We start from the raw sequence: 21,409 nt of genomic DNA on the forward strand, positions 1-21,409 counted from the left end.
ACAACAAGGGGATGGGGAGAATGGCAGAAGTAAGTCAAGTAAAGCAGAATGATTCAAGCTCGGGGGATTTTGAGAGAGAGCCCGTTCCTATACATATGCGTAAAAGATGGCTGTCCATGTCGCTTGTCTGGATCGCCATCGGGATTGATTTATCAGCAATGTTCTTGGGGGCGCAGCTTGGCAATGGCATGAATCTCACAGATTCGCTGACAGCTACGATCATCGGATCGATGATTCTAGGGGTAATTGGAGCTATGTGTGCATATGTAGGTGCGAAAACGGGTTTATCTACGTCGATGATCTCACGTTTTCTATTCGGAAATGTAGGTGCACGTGTCGTTGCGATTATCCTCGGTATTTTCTCACTCGGTTGGTTTGGGGTGCAGGTCGGATTCTTCGCTTCGAATATGCAGACTGCGTTTAGTCAATTATGGGATATTCATTTGTCCCTAGGCGTGCTTTCATTTATAGGCGGGCTGCTGATGATGTCGACGGCTATTTGGGGGTATCGATCCATTGAGCGGCTAAGCACCTGGTCTGTGCCATTGCTTATTTTATTTATCGGAGTGGCTATTTATTCAGCGTTCCACACCAAAGGAGCTTCAGCAGCCTGGGAACCGATTAGCGGTGCAACGATCCCAATGGGAACAGCGATTTCGCTTGTTATCGGTATCTTTATCGTGGGTACGGTGCTGTCACCTGATATAGCTCGTTGGGCACGTACTCCTATGCATGCCATTACGGCTGCGTTTATCGGCTTCTTTGTAGGAAACAGCTTTATGGCGATTGTGGCTATCTTTCTATCTAGAATCATGGATACAGATGATCTAACGAATATTTTCATTGCGCTGGGGCTTGGTCTTCCTGCGATTATCGTCTTAACACTTGCGCAATGGACGACGAATACGAGTAACTTATACTCAGCATCGCTAGGTTTCTCTGTCGTGTTCCAGAAAGTACCGAAGAAGCTGATTACGATTATTGCTGGTATTATTGCTACGTTTCTTGCCGTATTAGGGATCTATGATAAGTTCTTATCTTTCCTAAACATTATTACGATGTTTGTCTCACCGATCGGGGGAATTTATACATCTGAATTTTTGCTTGTGGATCGAAAGAAATTCACTTTTGAAGGTTTGGACCGCAATAAAAACTGGGTGATTCGCTCCTTAGCCGTATGGGTTGCAGCTACGTTATTTGCTTTTATGACCACCGCAGCTCCAGATGGATTTGGATGGCTCCAGGTGACGAGTGTTCCGGCATTAGATGCCTTTATGTTCGCCTTTATCGTGCAATGGATGGTCGGCAAAATCATGACAAAGAAGGGATAACATCATGAGAATGAACAAACTAACAGAATTAAATGAGCAAGCAATACAATATATCGCTGTAGGTGCAGCCGTTCTTGGAACAGGTGGGGGCGGTGACCCGCATATTGGTAAATTAATGGCGAAGGAAGCCATTCGTAAACATGGTCCTGTTCGTGTGATCAGTCCAGAGGATCTGGAGGACGACGCTTTGGTTGTTCCAATATCCATGATTGGTGCACCCACGGTTATGAATGAGAAGATACCTTCGATTCAGCAAATGATCAAACCTTTGGATATGATTGAAAAAGAGCTTGGACGCAAAGTGAATGCCATTATGCCCATTGAGGTTGGCGGCGGCAACTCTCTGATTCCTGTAATCACGGCGGCGGAACGCAACATTCCTATCGTGGATGCGGATGCCATGGGACGTGCTTTTCCTGAATCGCAAATGGTGACGTTCTACTTGGACGGTATAGACTGCAGTCCGATTACGATGGCGGATGAACGCGGCAATGGTGTGCTAATGCATGCGATCGACGGCGTCTGGGAAGAGCGGATGGCGCGCGCCGTGACGATTCAAATGGGTGGATCAGCCTCGATCTGTGATTATCCATTGTCTGGAGCACAGGTGAAACAAAGTGCAATTCCATATACCCTAACGCTTGCTTATGAAATTGGAAAAACATTATTCGAAGCTAAGGAAATGAAAAAGAATCCAATCGAAGAGCTATTGAAGCAGTTGAATGGGTATGAATTGTTCCAGGGCAAAGCTGTAGATATTCGTCGCCGGACAGAAGGCGGATTCACACGTGGTGAAGCGATCTTCGAAGGTACGGATGCTAAAAAAGGAAGTACGATGAGTTTGTTCTTCCAGAATGAGTTCCTTCTGGCTACAGAGGATGGAAGCTCAGTAGCGGTTACCCCTGATTTGATTTCGGTGCTTGATCAGGATACAGGCATGCCGATTACAACTGAAAATTTGAAATACGGTGCCCGGGTGACTGTGGTCGGTTTCCCTTGTGATCCGAAATGGCGTTCGCAAAAGGGTCTTGAGACGGTAGGGCCACAGTATTTTGGTTATGATGCATCTTATGTTCCAATTGAAAAATTGGCAGCAGAGAAAGGGGGAGCAGAGTAATGTCTCAGACGAATATTAATAACAAGGATGAAATTTACCGCATTGGGATTGATGTCGGCGGGACCAATACAGATGCTGCCTTGCTCGATTCCAAATTAAAGACTATTCACACGATAAAGGTACATACCACACGTGATGTGAATGAGGGCATCAGTGAATCGATTGGCCGTTTACTTGAAGAGAGTAACGTCAATCCGGCGCAGATTCGTTATGCGATGCTCGGAACTACGCACTGTACGAATGCTATTGTAGAACGCAAGCACTTAGGGAAAGTAGGCTTGATTCGTATCGGCGCACCGGCAACAACTGCTGTTCCTCCACTTGCGGATTGGGACGATACGCTGAAAGCAATGGTCTGCCCACATGCTTATGTTGTTTACGGTGGTTATGAATATGATGGTCGTACGATTGTTGAGATGGATGAAGCTGAGGTTATTGACTGCTTTTTGAAGATGAAGGGTGAGGTCGAAGCGGTTGCAATCTGTGGTGTGTTCTCTCCAGTGAATACTTCACAGGAAAAACGTGTTCAAGAGCTTGCGAAGCAAGTACTCGGTGAAGATATGCCTGTGACACTGTCTCATGAAATTGGAAGCATTGGATTGCTTGAGCGTGAGAATGCCTCCTTGTTAAATGGTGCTTTACTTAACGTCATTGCGGGAGTAGTCAAAGGCTTCGAAGAGGCGCTTCACACTTATGGAATTGACGCGAGCCTATACATCTGTCAGAACGATGGAACACTGATGTATAGTGAATACGCGCTTCGTTACCCGATTCTGACGATTGCTTGCGGTCCGACGAATTCCATTCGGGGCGCGGCACACTTGTCAGGTCTGAATGATGCGCTTGTGGTGGATATCGGGGGTACAACAACGGATATCGGCGTTCTCATGCAAGGCTTCCCGCGTCAATCCTCCGCTGCGGTTGAGATTGGCGGGATTCGCACGAACTTCCGCATGCCGGATATCTTATCGATCGGGATCGGCGGCGGGACAATCGTTCGCTTCGATGAAGCGAAGGATCAGGTAACAGTGGGTCCCGATAGCGTGGGGTACGAGCTATTGAAGCGTGGCCTGATCTTTGGTGGAGATACGCTCACAGCAACCGATGTGGCGGTTAAGCTTGGAAGATACGAATGGAAAGATGCGCTGACTGAGAAGCTTAGTGAATCAATCTGCCGCAGAGCCGATGAGATCATTACCCAAGATATTGAGGATGCGATTGATCGGATGAAGACTAGCTCGGACCCTGTTGACGTTATTTTGGTCGGCGGCGGAAGCATTCTTGTAGCCGATCAGCTTGAGGGTGTAGCGCGGATAGTAAGACCGGATCACTATGATGCAGCGAATGCGATTGGCGCAGCACTAGGTGAAGTTAGCGGAGAGACCGAGCGAATCTATTCGCTGGATGAAATGTCTTATGATGAAGCTAAGGAAGATGCTCGCAACCATGCGATTGAACAAGCCGTTCTTGCTGGTGCAGCTCGTGAGACTGTACAGATCGTGCTGTCTGAGGATATTCCGATTGCATACTTGCCAGGCAATGCATTGCTTGTAAAAGTGAAAGCGGCTGGACGTTTATAAGTTGAATATTTTCTGATCAGCTTCAACTAACCGATTCAAAAAACAATCAATTGGGTATATAAGACTATAAGTTATGAATAGGACCTTCTCATATAGAAGGTCTATTTTTTCACGTAAAATATTACATTATCCCATGGAGGTCGCTATGCATCGCGTAAACCTAAACAAGGAACAATTCAACCAACAGGTGATTAATTATGCTTCCTTTGGGATAGCCCTTTTATCATCAGAGGGGTTGATTTTGACGGTGAATCCAGCTTTCGAACAGATCTTTGGTTATTTCAAGGAAGAGTTTGAAGGCATGCGGTTAGAAGAATTGTCTCACCCCGAGGAACTCGGCAGCCTCCATGATCTAAAGGCGCTCATGGATGGGGAAACTAATATACAGCTCGAAAAGCGGTTTGTCACAAAAAATGGTGCTAATATATGGGGACAGCTTACTATTCATCTATTCAACGAGGAGTCAACCCAGCCATCCTATTTCATTTGCCAAATCATAAACATTACCAAACAAAAGGAATCCGAACAACGCCTTCAGGAGTCTGTTGAGCGTTATACGTCACTTAAAAAATACAATCATGATGCCGTCATTTCCTTTGGTCTCGATGGCCGAATCATAAATACTAATAACATGGCGGAAAAGATAACCGGTTACTCCATAGAGTCTGAGTTGATTGGGATGAAGCTTGCAAGTCTGATCGGAGAGGCAAATGTACAGCACATTCTGGAAAGAGCTCTTTACGATAATACGGTAGAGCAGCACATCAACAAGCTTGTCACTAAAGAGAGCGAATTAGTCGAGGTGCTTACCAGTATTGCACCCATATATGTGAACAATCAAAATATTGGATTCTACCTTATATGCAAGGACATCTCCGAGCAAAGGCAATTGTCGCTTGCTAAGGAGGCTGCTGAGTCTACGAATAGAGCTAAAAGTGAGTTCCTGGCTATGATGAGCCACGAAATCCGCACGCCTATGAATGGGGTGATCGGCATGACAGATATTTTGCTGGAAACAGAACTCAATGAAGAACAACGTGAATATGTAGAAATCATTCGCAAAAGCGGAGGAATCTTACTTAATATAATTAATGATATCCTTGATCTTTCAAAAATTGAGGCTGGCCGAAGTGAACTGCAAGAGGATACATTCGATCTGCGCAATTGCCTCAAGGAGAGCTTTGAAGTCATTGCAATGAGAGCCGAACAAAAACATCTGGAGCTGTCCAGCACCATAAATCACGATGTTCCTGATTTTATTTTTGGAGATTCGGAGCGTTTAAAGCAGGTGATATTAAACCTGCTAAGCAATGCAGTGAAATTCACAAACGAGGGCAGCATATCAGTAAAGGTAAGGCTTGTAAAAGAGGATTCCTCCCTGTTGGCCTTTACGGTAACCGATACTGGCATTGGCGTTGACCCTAAGCGACTTACCGACATTTTTGAACCGTTTGAGCAGGCTGATAGCTTTATGATGCGCAGACACGAGGGGACGGGTCTTGGACTTGCCATTAGCCGCAGAATTGTCGAAATGATGGGCGGTGAGATCTATGCGGAGAGTGACGGTAAAAGTGGCACGTCGGTTACCTTCACAATCAGACCAAAGAAATCAGTGGTAAACCCTATTAAAGAGGCTAGCGTCGACAAGCCTCATTCCACACGTACGGCTAGCATTTTACTTGCGGAAGATAATTCTATCAATGCGCTAGTGCTGACCAAAATACTCGAAAAAATGGGTCACAACGTTACCGCCGTCACAAACGGTATAGAAGCGGTTGAAGCCGCGAGAAAGAACTCCTTTGATCTTATTTTATTGGATCTTCACATGCCCATTATGAACGGTATTGATGCCATGAAGGTTTTAAAAGATGAGCATGAGGAGAACTGTCCACCGATTGTTGCAGTCACGGCAAATGCTTTAATGGGGGACCGTGAAAAGTGTCTGGCTGCTGGAATGGATGAGTATATCAGTAAACCAGTTAAGCGTGAGGTCATCGTAAAGATGTTAGATCAGTTTGTGGGCTAAAAAAAACAGCATGACATCCCAGTGGTTCTATCCATTGAATTACATAGCTTTGCAAGTTATACTTTGATGAGAAATACGGACCCGCTTATCATTTAACAGATCCGTCCTTTATAAGGTATGGATCTTATTTTTCGTATGAATATATTCATTCAGATATGGAGGCGCGACATTGCAGCTAATCAATCAATCCGAAATACAAGAGAGGATCGGCCTGCTTAAAGATCAGGATCTGTATATCCATCTTGAGATGACAACGGGAGCATACGCTGCCCATTTCGATAGTTCTAAACATCCGGCGGCTACTTTCATTACTAATGCTGTGATCCGATATTCCCATGGTTCGATTTCCGGCAATGGACCTTATCGGGTCGGCTTAAAAATGTCACAGGGCTGGGTGTACTCGGAAGGATTAACTCACTATGAAGAGAGTGAGACAGAAAGATTGATTCTGGCCGGGCATGACAGTCAAGGCAAACTGGTCGTATCTTTACAATTAAGCCGGGAGCCGTTCTAATGGTAGAGGAGATGAGGAGTTCAGTGGAAAGACATATTCTAGTTATATTACCGCATCCGGATGACGAAGCCTTCGGTATCTCTGGAACGCTTGCTAAGCATGTGCAAAACGGCACCCAAGTCACCTACGCTTGTCTGACACTTGGAGAGATGGGCCGGAATATGGGCGTTCCGCCATTTGCAAACCGGGTAACCCTCCCGCAGATACGTAAGAAGGAGCTGGAAGAATCCTGCCGAGCGATTGGAATACAGGATTTGAGAATGCTTGGTTTCCACGATAAGACGATTGAATTTGAGGATCAAGCGCTGCTAGATAGCCACATTGATGCGCTTCTGAAGGAGCTTAATCCCTCACTGATCCTTACATTCTATCCGGGGTACAGCGTTCATCCTGATCATGATGCGACCGGAGCTGCGGTGGTTCGAACCGTTGGAAGACTGCCTAAGGCAGAAAGACCACCTGTGCACTGCATAGCTTTTGCCAATAATATTGAAGAGATTGGAAAGCCTCAGGTCACCATTGATGTGAAAGATTTCCTGAAGCAAAAGATGGCGTCCATTCAGGCGCATAAATCCCAATTCCAAGCCGCTGAACTGTTAGGCAGCAAAACGCTAGAGGATAAAGAAATCCAAGATCGTTTTGGAACAGAGCATTTCTGGATCTATCCATTTGAATGATATTAAGTCCGGGCATAAACGCTCGGGCTTTTTCTTTGGGACCCACTGCTGTGGGCATGCTTTATTTTTCTAATATAAGGCATGAATAGCTGTGTCTTTTTCGAATATATGGTAAGGTTTAGGAGGTCGATTAACCAAACCGGTTTCGTTAGGCCAGGAGGTGTATTCGTTTGAAAAAATCATATTTCAATCTCCTTTGTGGAATAGTCATTCTTTTGCTGGTATTCACTGCATGCAGTAAGGAAAGACCCAAGTATGCAGAGCTTTTCACACATGTGGAAGAGCATCGGGCTGTGTTCATGCAGCCGCGTGAAGAAGGGCTTGCTGCTTTGCAAATTGCGGATACTGTGGGTGAATACGATACAACCTTGGGTACAATTATGCAGGATGATATCTTATCCGTGAATCAAAAGGAATTTATACAGCAGATTGTGGTAGATGTTAAGACCAATAAAATCATTGGTTATCGGGTAGGAACCGTTTTTCCCAGATCGGAAAGCGGCTATCAAAATGCGAGAGAACTGGTGCGCGCTTTTCTGGAGCATTACAAACCTGTGGAAGATGAAGAGGCTGAAAAAGTCGAGAAATCAGTCCAAACGATTGACAGGATGGCTCTTCCGCTAAAGCCATTAACAGGCTCTATCGAAGAATCATGGTCATACGGCAAGGACGAGGATAAATTGTATATAACCTATAGGATGTCGAACAGTTTTCAAGGTGATGATGAATTGCCTTTGAACTTTTATTTCAGCTATGAGAGGGAGTAAGGAACGAAGAGATAAGATGTGATTTACAAAAAAATACACAAGGACTATTATATTTCTATAGGTAATTATATCCTTTTTTTCCTAAACAATTGTTCGGACTAAATAACTGGAGGATCAAATGAAAAAGCACGACAAAATCATTTCCTTCATCTTCATACTTGTTATGATGGTGACGGCTATTTACTGGGCCATTTCGACTCAGAGCTGGACCATGCTGGGCACCCTCGCTTCTGTGGTCTGTTTCGGGCTTTTTGCGCTATTGGGGCTCCGCACTATACCTGTATTGACGGATTTTCTTTTGACGAATCCAGCACCTGAAGTGACTTGGAAGAGTAAGGAGCAGGATAGAAGACAGGCGTGGCTTTATATTATTGGATGGATATTGGCGAGTCGTATCCTGCTTATGCTCATCGGTTATGCATTTTTGATTATACAGAATGGTTATTCAGGCGGCCTGTTTAGCAAAATCGCCGAGACTTGGCATATTTCTGGGATCGATGCTTCAAGTTATCTGGGGATTGCCGAGAACTGGTACGTGACAGAGGGAGATCCAAAGTTCCATATTGTGTTTTTTCCTTTTCTCCCAAATTTAATTAAAGTAGTTCAGGTATTCGTAGGCAATTATCTTGTCGCTGGATTCATCGTTTCCAATATCTCATCGATTGTCGCTGCATTGGTTGCTTATGAACTGGCAGCATTAGACATGCATCGAAAGAATGCCATGCGAGTTGTGAAGTATATTTTTATATTCCCTGCCGCGTTCTTTTTCTTCATTCCGATGACCGAATCTTTATTTCTAGCCCTATCGTTGATGTGTTTATATTTTGTGAGAAAAAAGGAATGGCTGATCGGGTGCTTATGCGGTGCACTTGCAGCATACACACGTTCTCCCGGAGTGCTTCTGATTGTACCGGTTGCGATTGAATTTGGACGGGATCTAATGGGCAACTATAAGCGATTAAGTAACAAAGCCTTTATACATAGAATCATCAGCGCCGTCAGTTTTCTCGCTATCATATCAATGGGCTTGCTGGCCTATCTGTTTATTAATTATCATGTGACGGGAAATGCGTTTCAGTTCAGTATTTATCAGAGAGAGCATTGGTCTCAGCGGTTTTATCTCTTTTTTGATACGGTAAGATATCAGATAGAATATGCTGTGGGCACCTTTAAGAGTGGAGATAGTCGTTCTTTTCTCGGCTTATGGCTGCCCAATTTAATCGCTATATTCTCAGCACTTATTATCATGTTCTTGGGTGCAAAAAAGATACGACCTTCATACACCGCTTATTTCATCGTGTATTTTGCGTTCGTAGTGGGAGCTACCTGGCTGCTGTCAGCCCCGCGGTATTTGCTTGTTGCATTTCCACTAGCTTTTGCTGCTGTTGCGCTCACTGAAGAAAAATCAAAGGATGCTATCCTTACTGTAGTTTCTATTGTGGGGAGTCTTTTGTATTTAGCGATGTTTGTGGCAGGATATCCAGTGTATTGAGGACCCTTTCATTTTTTTATATTATAAGATAAAATGATTGAAACTGGTTTCAAAAACTGTCCCTATCTGGAGTGAGTGTAGAAATGGCAAATATTTTAGATGTGGCGCGTCTAGCAGGAGTGTCTAAGACGACCGTATCCCGAGTAATAAATAACTATCCTCATATTTCAGCAGATAAAAGAGAATTGGTATTAAAAGCAATGGAAGAGCTTGAGTATACCCCGAATCTCTCAGCAAGAAGATTAAGAGGACAAGTGACAACAACGATAGCTGTCGTAGTTCCTAGAATTGTGAATCCTTTTTTCTCCTATTTAGTTGATTCCATAGAGAAGGTTGGTTACAGAAACGGCTACCAAACCTTGATCTGTCAGACTAATGAGGATAAGGAGAGAGAGTTAACCTATTTAAATTTGTTGAAGACCAAACAAGCGGACGGCATCATCATGGCATCCATTGAGAATGATTGGAAAGTCATTGAACCGTATACTGAATTTGGGCCTATTGTGTTATGTAATGAATATGTGAGTCATGCAAAAATTCCGATGATTCGGCTGGATCAATTTAAAGGTACATACTTAGGAATCAAGCACCTAATTGAAAGAGGTCACCGTAAAATTGCTTACTGTACGGGAGGTCTGTTTACCGAGGTCGGGAAAGATAAAGACCGTAACCTAGGCTATCAAAAAGCATTGGAAGAGGCCGGGATTCAAGTGAATCCTAACTGGATTTTGGTTAACCAGCATACCATTGAAGATGGGAAAAGAGTAATGAAGCTCTTGCTTGAAATGAAGGATCGTCCAACCGCTGTGTTTACAGGCAGTGATGAAATTGCTGGTGGCTTGATGATGGCTGCGAAAAAGGAAGGGTTAAGTATCCCGCGAGATCTGGCGATCATTGGTTTCGATGACCAGCCCCTCGCTGAAATGCTGGATCCCGCATTAACGACTATACGGCAGCCTATAGAGCAGATGGGGCGTAAGGCAGGGGAAGTTCTTATGGAGATGCTGGATGATTCCAATGTAGAGTCAGTTACTTATGAGCTTCCGGTTGAACTGGTAGTCCGAGAATCTACTTAACACTGATAAGCGAATTTGCAATGCAGACTCGCTTTTTATTTATCTTTTTTGGTATCGATACCACTTGTATATGATCAATAATTAACTGGAATAACCTTGTTTATCAGTGGTTGTTCTGAATAATTTATAAAATTAGCTTTAAATTATATTGAAACCGATACCAAGTGATGTTACAATACAGGCAAGAAAGCTTTCTAGGATATAAAGCAGCTAAATGAATGAAGGGATTTTTGAATTAATGAAAACGGTATCAATCTGATGTTCAGACTTTTATAGGGGTCTAGCATATAAAAAAAGCACAAAATGGAGGGGTTTTGTTTGAAAAAGATATCTGTTTTATTATTTGTTCTTTTGCTTGCTGTTTCATTGACAGCTTGTGGTGGATCCGACGGAGCGGGATCAAGTCCGGCAGCGAACTCGAAGGATGAACAAGTCAGCATAATTATTACGAACGGAAAAGGTGAAATCGCTTCCCAATGGGAACAAGCAGCTAAAGATTTCATGGCAGCGAATCCGAATATCAAGGTTGAGGCTGTCTCTGGAGCTGTTGGTGATACCGTTAACTTGCTGGATAAACTTACGGCATCCGGTAAAACGGTAACTATGGCGATGATGTCCCCCGATTCCATTGTGAACAAATATAAGGATTTCGGTATAGATCTTTCAGGTGAGAAATGGAATGAAGAAACGGTTTATGGCGTTAAAGACGCAGAGGGGAAAATTGCCGGCTTTCCATTCTCAATAGAAGGCTTCGGTCTCGTATATAACAAGAGTGTACTTGATAAGGCCGTTGGCGGCACTTTCGATCCGCATTCTATTAATACCCGTGACAAACTAAAAGAATTATTAGATCAAATTAAAGCTTCCGGTGTGAAATATCCGGTTGCCTATCAAACCGAAAACTGGTCTGTAGCGAACCATTACAGTACACAGTTTGTGAATCAGGCAGAAGATCCAAACACAATTGTAGATCAACTAAAAGCGGGAACATTCGATTTAGCAAGTAATGATATTTGGAATGGTTACTACGATACGATGGATCTACTGGTATCGAAGGAATATAACAAATATGGTGAACGTCCACTGGGCAAGTACTATGACGATGCGCATGTAAGTGTGGGTAAAGGGGAGTCAGCTATTCTGTTTAACGGAAACTGGGCCTATGATTCATTGCAAGCCGTTAGTGGAGAATCCTTCGGATTTATACCTGTTCCGGTAGATAACAATCCAGACAATCCGCTTAACAATAAGATTGCGGCAGGTCCAACTAATATCCTGGTCATTAATAAAGCGGCAACGCCGGCTGAGCAAGAAGCAGCTAAGAAGTTCCTGAATTGGCTCGTATACGATGAAAAAGGTCAAGATTTTCTGGTGAATCAGTCACAAGTGGTCTCCGCTTTTAAGAACAACACTTTGAAAGTTAATAATCCACTCGGATCAGCGATTGCGGATGCTGTGGTAGCCGGCAATACGATGCCGTTCAGTTCAAACTATGTGAAGGTGGAAGATTGGGGTAACATTCTTGCACCGGATATTCAGAAATATATCGCTCAAAAAGAATCCCGTGCCGATCTTGCCAAAGCTATTGAAACCTATTACAAAAGCCAAAAGTAATTAATCATTTGCTGAATTGGGGAAGCGGGTTGGGTTCACTCTCGCCTGTTTCCTCCTTAAAGCAATTAGGGGTGTGCTAAACGTATGATATCAGAAAAACGTCTGATCAAACGAATGGGCAACCAGTTATTTTTCACCGGTCCCACGATCATTTTCTTTACGATTGCAGTACTGATTCCTTTTGCATATGGATTATATCTGACCTTTACCAATATGACCTCTCCATTAAATCCGATAGAGTTCTCAGGTTTAGCTAACTATAAGACAGCATTTACGGATTCCAAGTTTTGGGATTCTCTTTTATTGACCGTTAAGTTTGTTGTGACAACCGTTATTATCATTAATATTCTCGGTTTTATATTGGCTTATTTAGTGACTTCCGGAGTGAAGATGCAAAATTTCTTTCGAACCTCTCTGTTCACACCGAATTTGATTGGCGGCTTGATTTTGGGTTACATCTGGCAGTTTATATTCGTACAAACTATGCCTTCTATTGGTGAGAAGTTCGGGATAGAGTGGCTGCGTTTAGGGTGGCTAGGGGATGAACATTTGGCTTTCTGGGCCATTGTTATCGTGTCGATCTGGCAATCTGCGGGCTATATGATGATCATCTTTGTGGCTGGTTTAGTTAATGTGCCAAAGGATGTAGTGGAAGCAGCCACGATTGATGGCGCCAATGGATGGCAACGGTTGAGAAAAGTTACTTTGCCGCTGATGGTCCCTTCCTTTGTAGTTACCATCTTTTTAACGCTGAAGAATGCCTTTATGGTTTACGACGTTAACTATTCTCTAACAGCAGGCGGACCCTATGATAGTACAACCATGGTATCGATGCATGTGGTGAAAAAGGCCTTTGTCGAAAATAATTATGGTGTGGGTCAAGCAGAAGCCTTTGTATTGTTTGCTATCGTTGCAGTTGTTACCGGCCTGCAGGTTTATTTCAGTAAGAAATTGGAGGTTGCTGCATGATGAGTGCTAGACGAAAAACTTCCGTGATTCTGACGTATTTATTTTTGGTTATGTTTTTCATCATTTTTGTTTTTCCGTTCTTTCTTATGATCGTCAATTCCTTCAAGAGTAATGGTCAAATTCTCGAAAGCCCTTTTTCACTGCCGACCAGCTTAAACTTTGGGCATTTTGCTGAAGTCATTGATAAAATGAATTTTTTTGTTTCCTTTAGAAATACAGTCGTAGTCACCTTCTTCAGTGTCCTGTTCATTGGTGTTTTTGCAGCAATGACCGCCTATTACATGGTGAGACATTCGACTAAATTTAATAATGGTTTTTTTGCTCTAATGGTGGCTTCCATGATTATTCCGTTTCAGTCCATTATGATTCCCCTGATTTATATCTACGGGGCAAAGCTTCATTGGATCGACGCAGCGCCTATTCCATTATTGATTATTCTCTACATCGGCTTCGGAAGTGCGTTATCGGTATTTATGTACCATGGTTTTGTGAAGTCGATTCCATATGAATTGGAAGAAGCGTCACTGCTCGATGGATGTAATCGTAGACAGACATTCTTCAAGATTGTACTGCCTATGTTAGCTCCAACATCGGTGACCATTGCGATTCTGAATGTGTTATGGATTTGGAATGATTATCTGCTGCCTTCACTGGTGTTGACTAAGGATAACCATTTTACTATGCCTATTAAGATGAAGGTGTTTAACGGAACGTATATGAATAACTGGGAGCTGTTGATACCGGCACTTCTGTTAACGATCCTGCCAATTCTTATTGCTTATTTGTTCGGTCAACGTTACATCATAAGAGGCGTCAGCCAAGGCGCTATTAAATAAGATAAAGAAAGCCCCAGACTCGGGTGCTGGAGGAAGTGTGGAGTTATGGAGACTAGAAACAGCAACTGGTGGAAAGAAAGTGTAGTTTATCAAATTTATCCCCGGAGTTTTCAGGATTCAAATGGAGATGGAGTAGGAGATTTGCGTGGAATCATCAACCGACTCGGGTATTTAAGGGATTTGGGCATCAATGTTATTTGGTTGTGTCCGGTCTACGATTCACCTAATGATGACAATGGGTATGACATTCGGGATTTCTATAAAATTCAGGATGAGTTTGGAAGTATGGAAGATATGCTCGAATTGATTGCACAAGCGGAAGCGTACGGAATCCGTATGATCATGGATCTGGTAGCGAATCATACCTCGGATGAACATGCTTGGTTTATGGAGTCAAGAAGTTCTAAGGACAATCCAAAGCGTGACTGGTATATATGGATGCCGGGGAACGATGGTCAGGAGCCTACCAACTGGGAATCGAATTTTGGAGGTTCAGCTTGGGAATATGACGAGACCTCAGAGGAATACTATTTACATTGTTTCTCTAAGAAACAACCGGATCTCAATTGGGAGAATCCCGAAGTTCGCCAAAGCATCTTTTCCATGATGGATTGGTGGATTGACAGGGGAATAGCCGGATTTCGCATTGATGCGATCACATTTATTAAAAAGAATCAGCAATTTCCGCACCTTAAGTCTGAAGACGACCGCCGCTATGTTCCTCTGGCTGAAGCTTGTTTGAATCAATCCGGAATTTTGGATTTTCTTCACGAGATGAAACAGGAGGTTCTTGAACCCCGCAATGTGATGACGGTTGCGGAAGCTCCTGGGGTTCCGATAGAGCAAATTCATGAATATGTAGATGAGCAGAACGGCGTCTTTAATATGATATTTCAATTTGATCATGTAGATCTGGATGCCAAGCCAATGGCTAAAGGAATCTATCATCCTTGGAAGCTGACTGAATTTAAGCACGCAGTATCTAAATGGCAGCTTGAGACAGCCAATAAGGGCTGGATGGCACTTTTTATGGAGAATCATGATCATGTACGTTCGGTTTCAAAATTCGGTAACGACGGGATATACCATAAAGACTCAGCTAAAATGCTGGCTGCCTATTATTTCTTCATGCGAGGAACACCTTTTATTTATCAAGGACAAGAGATTGGAATGACCAATTATTTCATGGCTTCAATTGAAGAGTATAGAGATATTGAGAGCTTAAATTATCACCGTAATGAAACTGCACGGGGTAGGTCTGAGGCAGATATCCTGAACTATTTAGCGATCAGAAGCAGGGATCAGGGCCGCACACCGATGCAATGGAGTTCAGAACCTATGGCCGGATTTACGAATGGGGAGCCATGGATTAATGTGAATCCGAATTACTCATCGATTAATGTGGAGGACGAGCTACAAGACGATAATTCTATCCTTCATTTTTATCGGGAATTAATCAAGCTGAGACGGGACAATAAAGCGTTAATTTATGGTAATTATCATGAGATTTATGTGGACTCGAATGAGCTAGGCGGATATGTTCGAACTTACGGGAATGAGTGTTGGACGGTAATCTGTAATTTTACGGATCAAACCATTCCGTTAACTGATCCTCTTGCAGGCCATATTGTACTGTCTAACCTTAATAATCATGATAAGGGTCTGTTGAGGCCTTATGAGGCATTGATCTGCAAAGGGGAAAAGAGTGCAGATGCAGCCGAAATCTAAATAGGGGGATTTATGATGCAAATTAAGAATGAAGCTATGTTGATTACCTATGCAGATAGCCTCGGGCGTAATTTAAAAGAATTAAACGAAATATTAGATAAGCATCTGCGAGGCGTCGTTGGAGGTGTTCATTTACTACCGTTTTATCCTTCTTCGGGTGACAGAGGATTTGCACCAATGGATTATACCAAGGTTGATCCGGCATTTGGCAATTGGGCGGACGTCGAAGCCATGAGTAAGGATTTCTATATGATGTTTGATTTTATGATTAATCATATCTCAAGACAATCTCCTTATTTTCAGGACTTTCTTGAGAAAAAGGATGAATCAGAATATGCGGATCTGTTTATCCGGTACAAGGATTTTTGGCCGAACGGGGAGCCCACTCAGGAAGATGTGGATTTAATCTATAAGCGTAAACCACGCGCTCCATACGTAGAGGTTACCTTTAAGGATGGTAGCTTGGAAAAAGTATGGTGTACCTTTGATGAAGAGCAGATTGATCTGGATGTGACTACAGAAACGACGCGGAAATTCATAACGGACAATCTAACGTTTTTGGCTGAAAAAGGAGCTTCGATTATTCGACTAGATGCTTTCGCATATGCCAACAAAAAAATCGGTACGAATTGTTTCTTTGTTGAGCCGGATATTTGGGAGATGCTGAATCACTCTGAGCAGACCGTTGCCCCTTACGGCGTGACCGTTTTGCCGGAAATTCATGAGCATTATAGCATCCAGTTAAAAATTGCAGAACAGGATTACTATGTATATGATTTTGCGTTACCAATGTTGGTGCTGCATGCTTTATTTAGTGGGAAAGTAAACCGGTTGGTGCATTGGCTGGAGATTTGCCCGAGAAAACAGTTTACAACACTAGACACGCATGATGGTATTGGTGTGGTGGATGTAAAGGATCTTTTGAGTGATGAAGAAGCAGAAATGACAAGAGAAAGCCTTTATAGCCAAGGCGCTAATGTCAAAAAAATATACAGCACCGAAGTGTATAACAACCTTGATATTTACCAAATCAACTGTACTTATTATTCAGCACTTGGTAATGATGATCAGGCTTACCTGCTGGCGAGAGCCATCCAATGCTTTGCACCGGGTATACCGCAGATCTATTATGTGGGGTTACTGGCTGGAGTGAATGATATAGAGCTTCTGGAGAAGACCAAAGAAGGACGGAATATTAATCGGCATTATTATACTCAAGAAGAGATAGATGTTGAGGTTGAGCGCCCAGTCGTGCAGAAGCTCTTTAATATCTTGAAATTCAGAAATAGTAATCCAGCCTTTGATGGAGATATACAGATTGAACAGTTGGATGATAATAATGTGGTGATAACTTGGAAAAATCTGTTGAACGAAGCGAAATTGGAAGCGAATCTGTTAACCAAGGCATTTACGATTTCACAAAAAGAAAAGTTAGCGGATTGGGAAAGGGTTGTATTATAAGGTAGTATCCAGTGTATTGATGAATCATGTTAAAATAGGGGGAACGCTTAAACGCGTTCTCCTTTTTTTGCGAATAACCTTATAGAAACGATGGTGGGTATGAAGATTGAGTACGACAATCAGGTGATCGAGTTTAATGTTCAATATGGAAACGGCAAGAAAATCTCCATTCATATAGATTCTTCAGGGCGTATAACGCTCAAAGCTCCCAAGAAAACAAGTGAAGAGACGATTAAAGGCGTGGTTGAGCGCAATGGGAAATTGATAGTGGAGAAGCTGCGGAGCATTGAAGCGAACCGAGAAACACCAAAGCTCAAAGAGTATGAAGACGAGGGCAAATTCCTGTATTTAGGCAAATATTATTCGCTGCATGAGTTAATAGAGACAGGGGATTTAAATGAGGAAGAGCTTAAGCTTAAGCTGAAGAAATTCTATTTCGCTAGCTGTAAGAAGATTGTAGGCGAACGGATCCCTAAATATCAGACACAGCTTAGAGTAAAGCCTAAGACGATTGACATTGTTGAGTCTAGAACCAAGTGGGGAAGCTGCAGCTCGGATAAAAAGCTAACCTTTAACTATCGCTTAGCGATGGCTCCAGTGGAGGTTATCGATTATGTAATCATCCATGAGCTGTGTCATTTACTTCATATGAATCACGACCGCTCTTTTTGGCGAAAGGTTGGAAGCCTCATGCCGGATTATAAGGAGAAGGAAGAGTATTTAGCTAGATATGGGCGTGCTATGACGCTGTAATAAATTAGCATTGATTCATGATTTCATACAACCAAAAGGATGTCCCTAATGAAGGGAAATCCTTTTTTAGTTGTTTAATGGTTTCCAAAGGGAGTTAAAGGGTTCGAACGCTATCTCTTTTTATTAGCTCGCTAGGAAGCATGACATGATGAATAGCTTGTTGTTTCTCTAGTAGATCTATGAGGATCTGAGCAGCGTTGGTTCCTAACTCGTATTTATGTTGGTTCACTGTAGTCAAAGCGGGTGTGCAATACGCTGTCAGATCAATATTATCGTAACCTATAATTGAAATATCCTCGGGCACCGATTTTTCGGCTTCCTTCACACCCTGCATAGCTCCGAGCGCCATCAAATCACTTGCACAAAAAATAGCAGTGACCTCAGGATGGCTGGACATTATTTGCTGAGCGGCTTCTTTTCCTCCTTGTTCGGAAAATAATCCATTAAAAACGAGGGATTCGTCAAAAGGAATACTGTAATTCTCAAGGGCGAGACGGTAACCTTCTAATCGAAGAAGTGCTACATCTGCTTGGGTATGTCCGTTAATCATAGCAATATGGCGATGCCCTGACTCTAGCAGATGAGTTACTGCTTGAAGCGCCCCTTTTGTATTATCAGAGGTGACATAACCGACATTTGGCCCTTCAAGTGTAATATCAATGAGCACGCAAGGAATATCAGAGGATACGATTTCCTTGAGATAGGGATCATCCAGTCGAATCCCCATAATAATGACACCATCTACACCTCTTTCTTGGCATAATGTCTTATAGGATTTCACTCTTTGCTTTTGCGGGGTTGTGCTGAAGAGTACAAGGTCATAATCCAGCTCTCCTGAACGATCATTGATCCCGCATAATACTTCAAAGGCTATATTGTCTTTGGAGCTATCTCTTGTAACATTGGAGAGTAGGAGACCCAGCGTTTTTGTTTTTTTGGATATAAGCGATCTGGCAGCCATGTTAGGGCTATAGCCTAATTGGTCTGCAATAGTTCGGATCTTGAGCCTAGTACCTTCGTTAACATCGTCATAACCATTTAAGGCCCGGGAGACGGTAGTTACGGATACGCTGGCGGCTTTGGCAATATCTTTTATAGTAACCATTACGATACCTCCTTCATATTTAGGGACAATAAGGCAATATGTAGTATTTAAATATTAAAAAATAAAATATAAAAAGCATCTTGTAAATGCTTTCATCATGATTTATAATTCGATTATACCTTATCCGAAACGTTTTGGTAAGTCTGTGGAGCATTAGATTATCTGAAACATATATTTTTTTGTGCTTTTTCCGAAACGTTTCGGATAGACAGCGAAGAAATGAGGGGAAGTTTTGAATTATCGAGTTATTAAAGAAAATGATCTGTTTCTAATGACGGACAAAAGTGGGGACATACCGGACAATGATCAATCGGGTCTAGGTCTCTATACTAGAGATACCCGTTTCTTAAGCCGAATGGAAATCCGAATTAATAATCAGCGACCGATATTGTTATCCTCGGCTGCCGATGAGAATTATATCTCTACCATTCGTCTTACCAATCCTCATATGGAGGAAGACGGTAAATTGATTTTATGGCGTGAGTCTGTAGAGATTGAACGTACCCGCTTTATTTATGAGGGTGCATTATATGAGACCTTCAAGTTAACAAGTTATTATCCAAAAGCCATCCAATTCGATTTCTCTGTGCTGTTAGATGCGGATTTTACAGATATGTTCGTGATTCGTGGGTTTCAGCATGGCAAGCTAGGAAGTAAGACGGGTGAACGAAGTGCTCCAGGTGAAAGAGTGATCAGTTATCTCGGGGCAGATGAGTTACTGAGAGAAACCAAGGTGAAATGGGATACTCAGGAAAGCCGAATAAGCGAGACAGGTGAGGTACATTTCGATGTCGAGCTGAAGCATCAGGAGAGTGTTGAAATCGCTTTCTTTATTGCCCCGATGATAAATGGCAACGAGCCGCTGCAGCATGAACCTAAGGAAGCAATGAATAAGCTCAGAGCATCTTACGCTAGTTGGAATGCTTCATCGACCTCCATCAGCAGTGATATGCCGTTATTTAACAAGCTGTACCATCGAGGGGTTCAAGATTTACGGGTGCTGCTCACAGACCTTGGTTATGGGCAGTTTCCGGTTGCAGGCTTACCTTGGTACTCCGTTCCCTTTGGACGCGACAGCCTGATTGCAGCGCTGCAAATGTTATCTTCGAATCCTCAAATTGCTAAGGGAACCTTACTTACAATGGCTGCCTACCAAGGCCAGAAGGAAGATGAGTGGCGCGATGAGCAGCCAGGCAAAGTGATGCACGAAATCCGGTATGGAGAGTTAGCGGCTACTAACCAAGTTCCGTTCACACCTTATTACGGCACAATCGATGCAACACCGCTGTTTCTGCTGCTTACCGCTGAGTATTACCACTGGACAGGAGATCTTGATTTTGTTAGCTCGTTAATGCCGCATCTCAACGCTGCATTGAATTGGATTAAAGAATATGGCGATTATGATAAAGATTCCTTTGTGGAGTATTATCAGAAGTCATCCAAGGGAATTGCCAATCAAGGGTGGAAGGATTCTGCGGATTCCGTCATTCATAGTAATGGTGATTATGCGGAGGCCCCAATCGCGCTAGTAGAGGTTCAAGGTTATGTGTATCAGGCGCTGACTCGACTTGCTCCTATCTTCAAAAGCCTAGGTCACGAAGAACAGGCAGAGGTTATGGAAAAAGATGCAGCTCGGCTGCGAACCCGTTTCGAGGAAGACTTCTGGATGAATGATGAGCAATTTTATGCAATCGCCTTGGATAAGGATAAGAAACGGGTAGACTCCGTTACTTCGAATGCAGGACATATTCTAATGTCAGGAATCGCCTCGCCAGAGCGGGCAAAAGCAGTTGCGGCAAGACTGGTAGCCCCTGATCTCTTCGGAGGATACGGTATTCGGACCATGAGTACTGCGGCTACAGGTTACAATCCGATGAGCTACCATGACGGAAGTGTATGGCCACATGATAACTCACTCTGTTTGCTTGGCCTTAGTCAGTCCGGGTTCACAGAGGAAGCAATCACCGTTATGCAAGGATTACTGAACGCAGCTGACCAATTTGAATATTACAGATTGCCTGAATTGTATTGTGGTTACAGTGACCAGCTCGGTGCTCCGGTTCCTTATCCGGTAGCCTGTTCTCCGCAAGCATGGGCGGCTGGAACACCATTGACCTTCGTGCAAGCACTGCTTGGTCTTCAACCGAATGCCCTAACCCGGCAAATTACGATCAAGCCTGCACTTCTAAACGGTATGAATGACTTAAAGGTGGAGCAATTACAGATTGGCAATGGCACGCTCAGCCTGCGAGTTAGTCGTGTGGATAACGAGCCGAAGCTGGAGATTTTGTCTAACCAGACTGGCTATGAATTGGTGATTCTATAGGCAATACGTAATTTTTTTATATAAAAAGCCTGACAAT

At 43.1% G+C, this 21,409-nt stretch carries 17 protein-coding genes; 16 read left to right on the top strand and 1 reads right to left on the bottom strand.

What is annotated here, in order from left to right; translation table 11 throughout:
• Window positions 1–20 precede the first annotated feature (20 nt).
• The 15 genes from CA600_RS09730 to CA600_RS09800 all read left to right on the top strand — a co-directional run bounded on the left by CA600_RS09730 (window position 21) and on the right by CA600_RS09800 (window position 17,941).
• Window positions 21–1,331 (top strand): cytosine permease, encoded by a 1,311-nt coding sequence (locus tag CA600_RS09730; RefSeq protein ID WP_094870007.1) that lies wholly within the window; start codon window positions 21–23, stop codon window positions 1,329–1,331.
• 10 nt (window positions 1,332–1,341) lie between these two features.
• Window positions 1,342–2,448, top strand: coding sequence for a DUF917 domain-containing protein (locus CA600_RS09735; RefSeq protein WP_094870043.1), 1,107 nt, complete (start codon window positions 1,342–1,344; stop codon window positions 2,446–2,448).
• Window positions 2,448–4,028: an ROK family protein gene (locus CA600_RS09740; RefSeq protein ID WP_094870008.1), complete on the top strand. Its 1,581-nt coding sequence runs from the start codon at window positions 2,448–2,450 to the stop codon at window positions 4,026–4,028. The genes CA600_RS09735 and CA600_RS09740 overlap by 1 nt, the downstream gene beginning before the upstream one ends.
• Window positions 4,029–4,173: 145 nt before the next feature.
• Window positions 4,174–6,054, top strand: a complete 1,881-nt coding sequence (locus CA600_RS09745) for a PAS domain S-box protein (RefSeq protein WP_094870009.1) — start codon at window positions 4,174–4,176, stop codon at window positions 6,052–6,054.
• A 169-nt stretch (window positions 6,055–6,223) separates the two neighbouring features.
• Window positions 6,224–6,568 carry a YojF family protein gene (locus CA600_RS09750; protein WP_094870010.1) on the top strand — a complete coding sequence of 115 codons (345 nt, stop codon included), beginning with the start codon at window positions 6,224–6,226 and terminating at the stop codon, window positions 6,566–6,568.
• Window positions 6,569–6,591: 23 nt separating this feature from the next.
• Window positions 6,592–7,245: a bacillithiol biosynthesis deacetylase BshB2 gene (bshB2, locus tag CA600_RS09755; RefSeq protein ID WP_094870044.1), complete on the top strand. Its 654-nt coding sequence runs from the start codon at window positions 6,592–6,594 to the stop codon at window positions 7,243–7,245.
• 170 nt (window positions 7,246–7,415) lie between these two features.
• Entirely contained in the window at window positions 7,416–8,012 is a 597-nt protein-coding gene (locus CA600_RS09760) for a hypothetical protein (protein ID WP_094870011.1), read from the top strand.
• 118 nt (window positions 8,013–8,130) lie between these two features.
• On the top strand, window positions 8,131–9,504 hold the full coding sequence (locus CA600_RS09765; RefSeq protein WP_094870012.1) for a hypothetical protein: 1,374 nt from the start codon (window positions 8,131–8,133) through the stop codon (window positions 9,502–9,504).
• A gap of 83 nt (window positions 9,505–9,587) precedes the next feature.
• Window positions 9,588–10,580, top strand: coding sequence for a LacI family DNA-binding transcriptional regulator (locus CA600_RS09770; RefSeq protein WP_094870013.1), 993 nt, complete (start codon window positions 9,588–9,590; stop codon window positions 10,578–10,580).
• A 318-nt stretch (window positions 10,581–10,898) separates the two neighbouring features.
• A complete protein-coding gene (locus CA600_RS09775) occupies window positions 10,899–12,194 on the top strand; it encodes an ABC transporter substrate-binding protein (RefSeq protein WP_094870014.1) in 1,296 nt (431 codons plus the stop codon).
• 84 nt (window positions 12,195–12,278) lie between these two features.
• Window positions 12,279–13,163, top strand: a complete 885-nt coding sequence (locus CA600_RS09780) for a carbohydrate ABC transporter permease (RefSeq protein WP_042184938.1) — start codon at window positions 12,279–12,281, stop codon at window positions 13,161–13,163.
• Window positions 13,163–13,999: a carbohydrate ABC transporter permease gene (locus CA600_RS09785; RefSeq protein WP_179281583.1), complete on the top strand. Its 837-nt coding sequence runs from the start codon at window positions 13,163–13,165 to the stop codon at window positions 13,997–13,999. Before CA600_RS09780 ends, CA600_RS09785 begins: the two co-directional genes overlap by 1 nt.
• 45 nt (window positions 14,000–14,044) lie before the next feature.
• Window positions 14,045–15,727, top strand: a complete 1,683-nt coding sequence (locus tag CA600_RS09790; protein ID WP_094870016.1) for an alpha-glucosidase — start codon at window positions 14,045–14,047, stop codon at window positions 15,725–15,727.
• 15 nt (window positions 15,728–15,742) lie between these two features.
• Window positions 15,743–17,188 (top strand): sucrose phosphorylase, encoded by a 1,446-nt coding sequence (gtfA, locus tag CA600_RS09795; RefSeq protein ID WP_094870017.1) that lies wholly within the window; start codon window positions 15,743–15,745, stop codon window positions 17,186–17,188.
• Between the two features lie 99 nt (window positions 17,189–17,287).
• The gene (locus CA600_RS09800; protein ID WP_094870018.1) at window positions 17,288–17,941 is read left to right on the top strand and encodes a M48 family metallopeptidase; all 654 of its coding nucleotides are present in this window, start codon (window positions 17,288–17,290) and stop codon (window positions 17,939–17,941) included.
• A 94-nt stretch (window positions 17,942–18,035) separates the two neighbouring features.
• Here CA600_RS09800 and CA600_RS09805 read toward each other — a convergent pair whose 3' ends face one another.
• Complete coding sequence (locus tag CA600_RS09805; protein ID WP_094870019.1) at window positions 18,036–19,046, bottom strand: LacI family DNA-binding transcriptional regulator; 1,011 nt, start codon at window positions 19,044–19,046, stop codon at window positions 18,036–18,038.
• A gap of 232 nt (window positions 19,047–19,278) precedes the next feature.
• Between CA600_RS09805 and CA600_RS09810 the strand changes: the two genes are divergently transcribed.
• Window positions 19,279–21,372, top strand: a complete 2,094-nt coding sequence (locus tag CA600_RS09810) for an amylo-alpha-1,6-glucosidase (protein WP_094870020.1) — start codon at window positions 19,279–19,281, stop codon at window positions 21,370–21,372.
• Window positions 21,373–21,409 lie beyond the last annotated feature (37 nt).

It is taken from the genome of Paenibacillus sp. VTT E-133280, assembly GCF_002264385.1.
Classification (GTDB): Bacteria; Bacillota; Bacilli; order Paenibacillales; family Paenibacillaceae; genus Paenibacillus_AQ; species Paenibacillus_AQ nitricinens.

Excerpts from the sequence above, each read along its gene's own strand:
- CA600_RS09805 (WP_094870019.1), bottom strand. The coding sequence starts at position 19,046 with ATGGTTACTATAAAAGATATTGCCAAAGCCGCCAGCGTATCCGTAACT.
- CA600_RS09780 (WP_042184938.1), top strand. The coding sequence starts at position 12,279 with ATGATATCAGAAAAACGTCTGATCAAACGAATGGGCAACCAGTTATTT.
- CA600_RS09735 (WP_094870043.1), top strand. The coding sequence starts at position 1,342 with ATGAACAAACTAACAGAATTAAATGAGCAAGCAATACAATATATCGCT.
- CA600_RS09785 (WP_179281583.1), top strand. The coding sequence starts at position 13,163 with ATGAGTGCTAGACGAAAAACTTCCGTGATTCTGACGTATTTATTTTTG.
- CA600_RS09730 (WP_094870007.1), top strand. The coding sequence starts at position 21 with ATGGCAGAAGTAAGTCAAGTAAAGCAGAATGATTCAAGCTCGGGGGAT.
- CA600_RS09770 (WP_094870013.1), top strand. The coding sequence starts at position 9,588 with ATGGCAAATATTTTAGATGTGGCGCGTCTAGCAGGAGTGTCTAAGACG.
- CA600_RS09765 (WP_094870012.1), top strand. The coding sequence starts at position 8,131 with ATGAAAAAGCACGACAAAATCATTTCCTTCATCTTCATACTTGTTATG.
- CA600_RS09745 (WP_094870009.1), top strand. The coding sequence starts at position 4,174 with ATGCATCGCGTAAACCTAAACAAGGAACAATTCAACCAACAGGTGATT.
- CA600_RS09800 (WP_094870018.1), top strand. The coding sequence starts at position 17,288 with ATGAAGATTGAGTACGACAATCAGGTGATCGAGTTTAATGTTCAATAT.
- gtfA (WP_094870017.1), top strand. The coding sequence starts at position 15,743 with ATGCAAATTAAGAATGAAGCTATGTTGATTACCTATGCAGATAGCCTC.
- CA600_RS09740 (WP_094870008.1), top strand. The coding sequence starts at position 2,448 with ATGTCTCAGACGAATATTAATAACAAGGATGAAATTTACCGCATTGGG.
- CA600_RS09790 (WP_094870016.1), top strand. The coding sequence starts at position 14,045 with ATGGAGACTAGAAACAGCAACTGGTGGAAAGAAAGTGTAGTTTATCAA.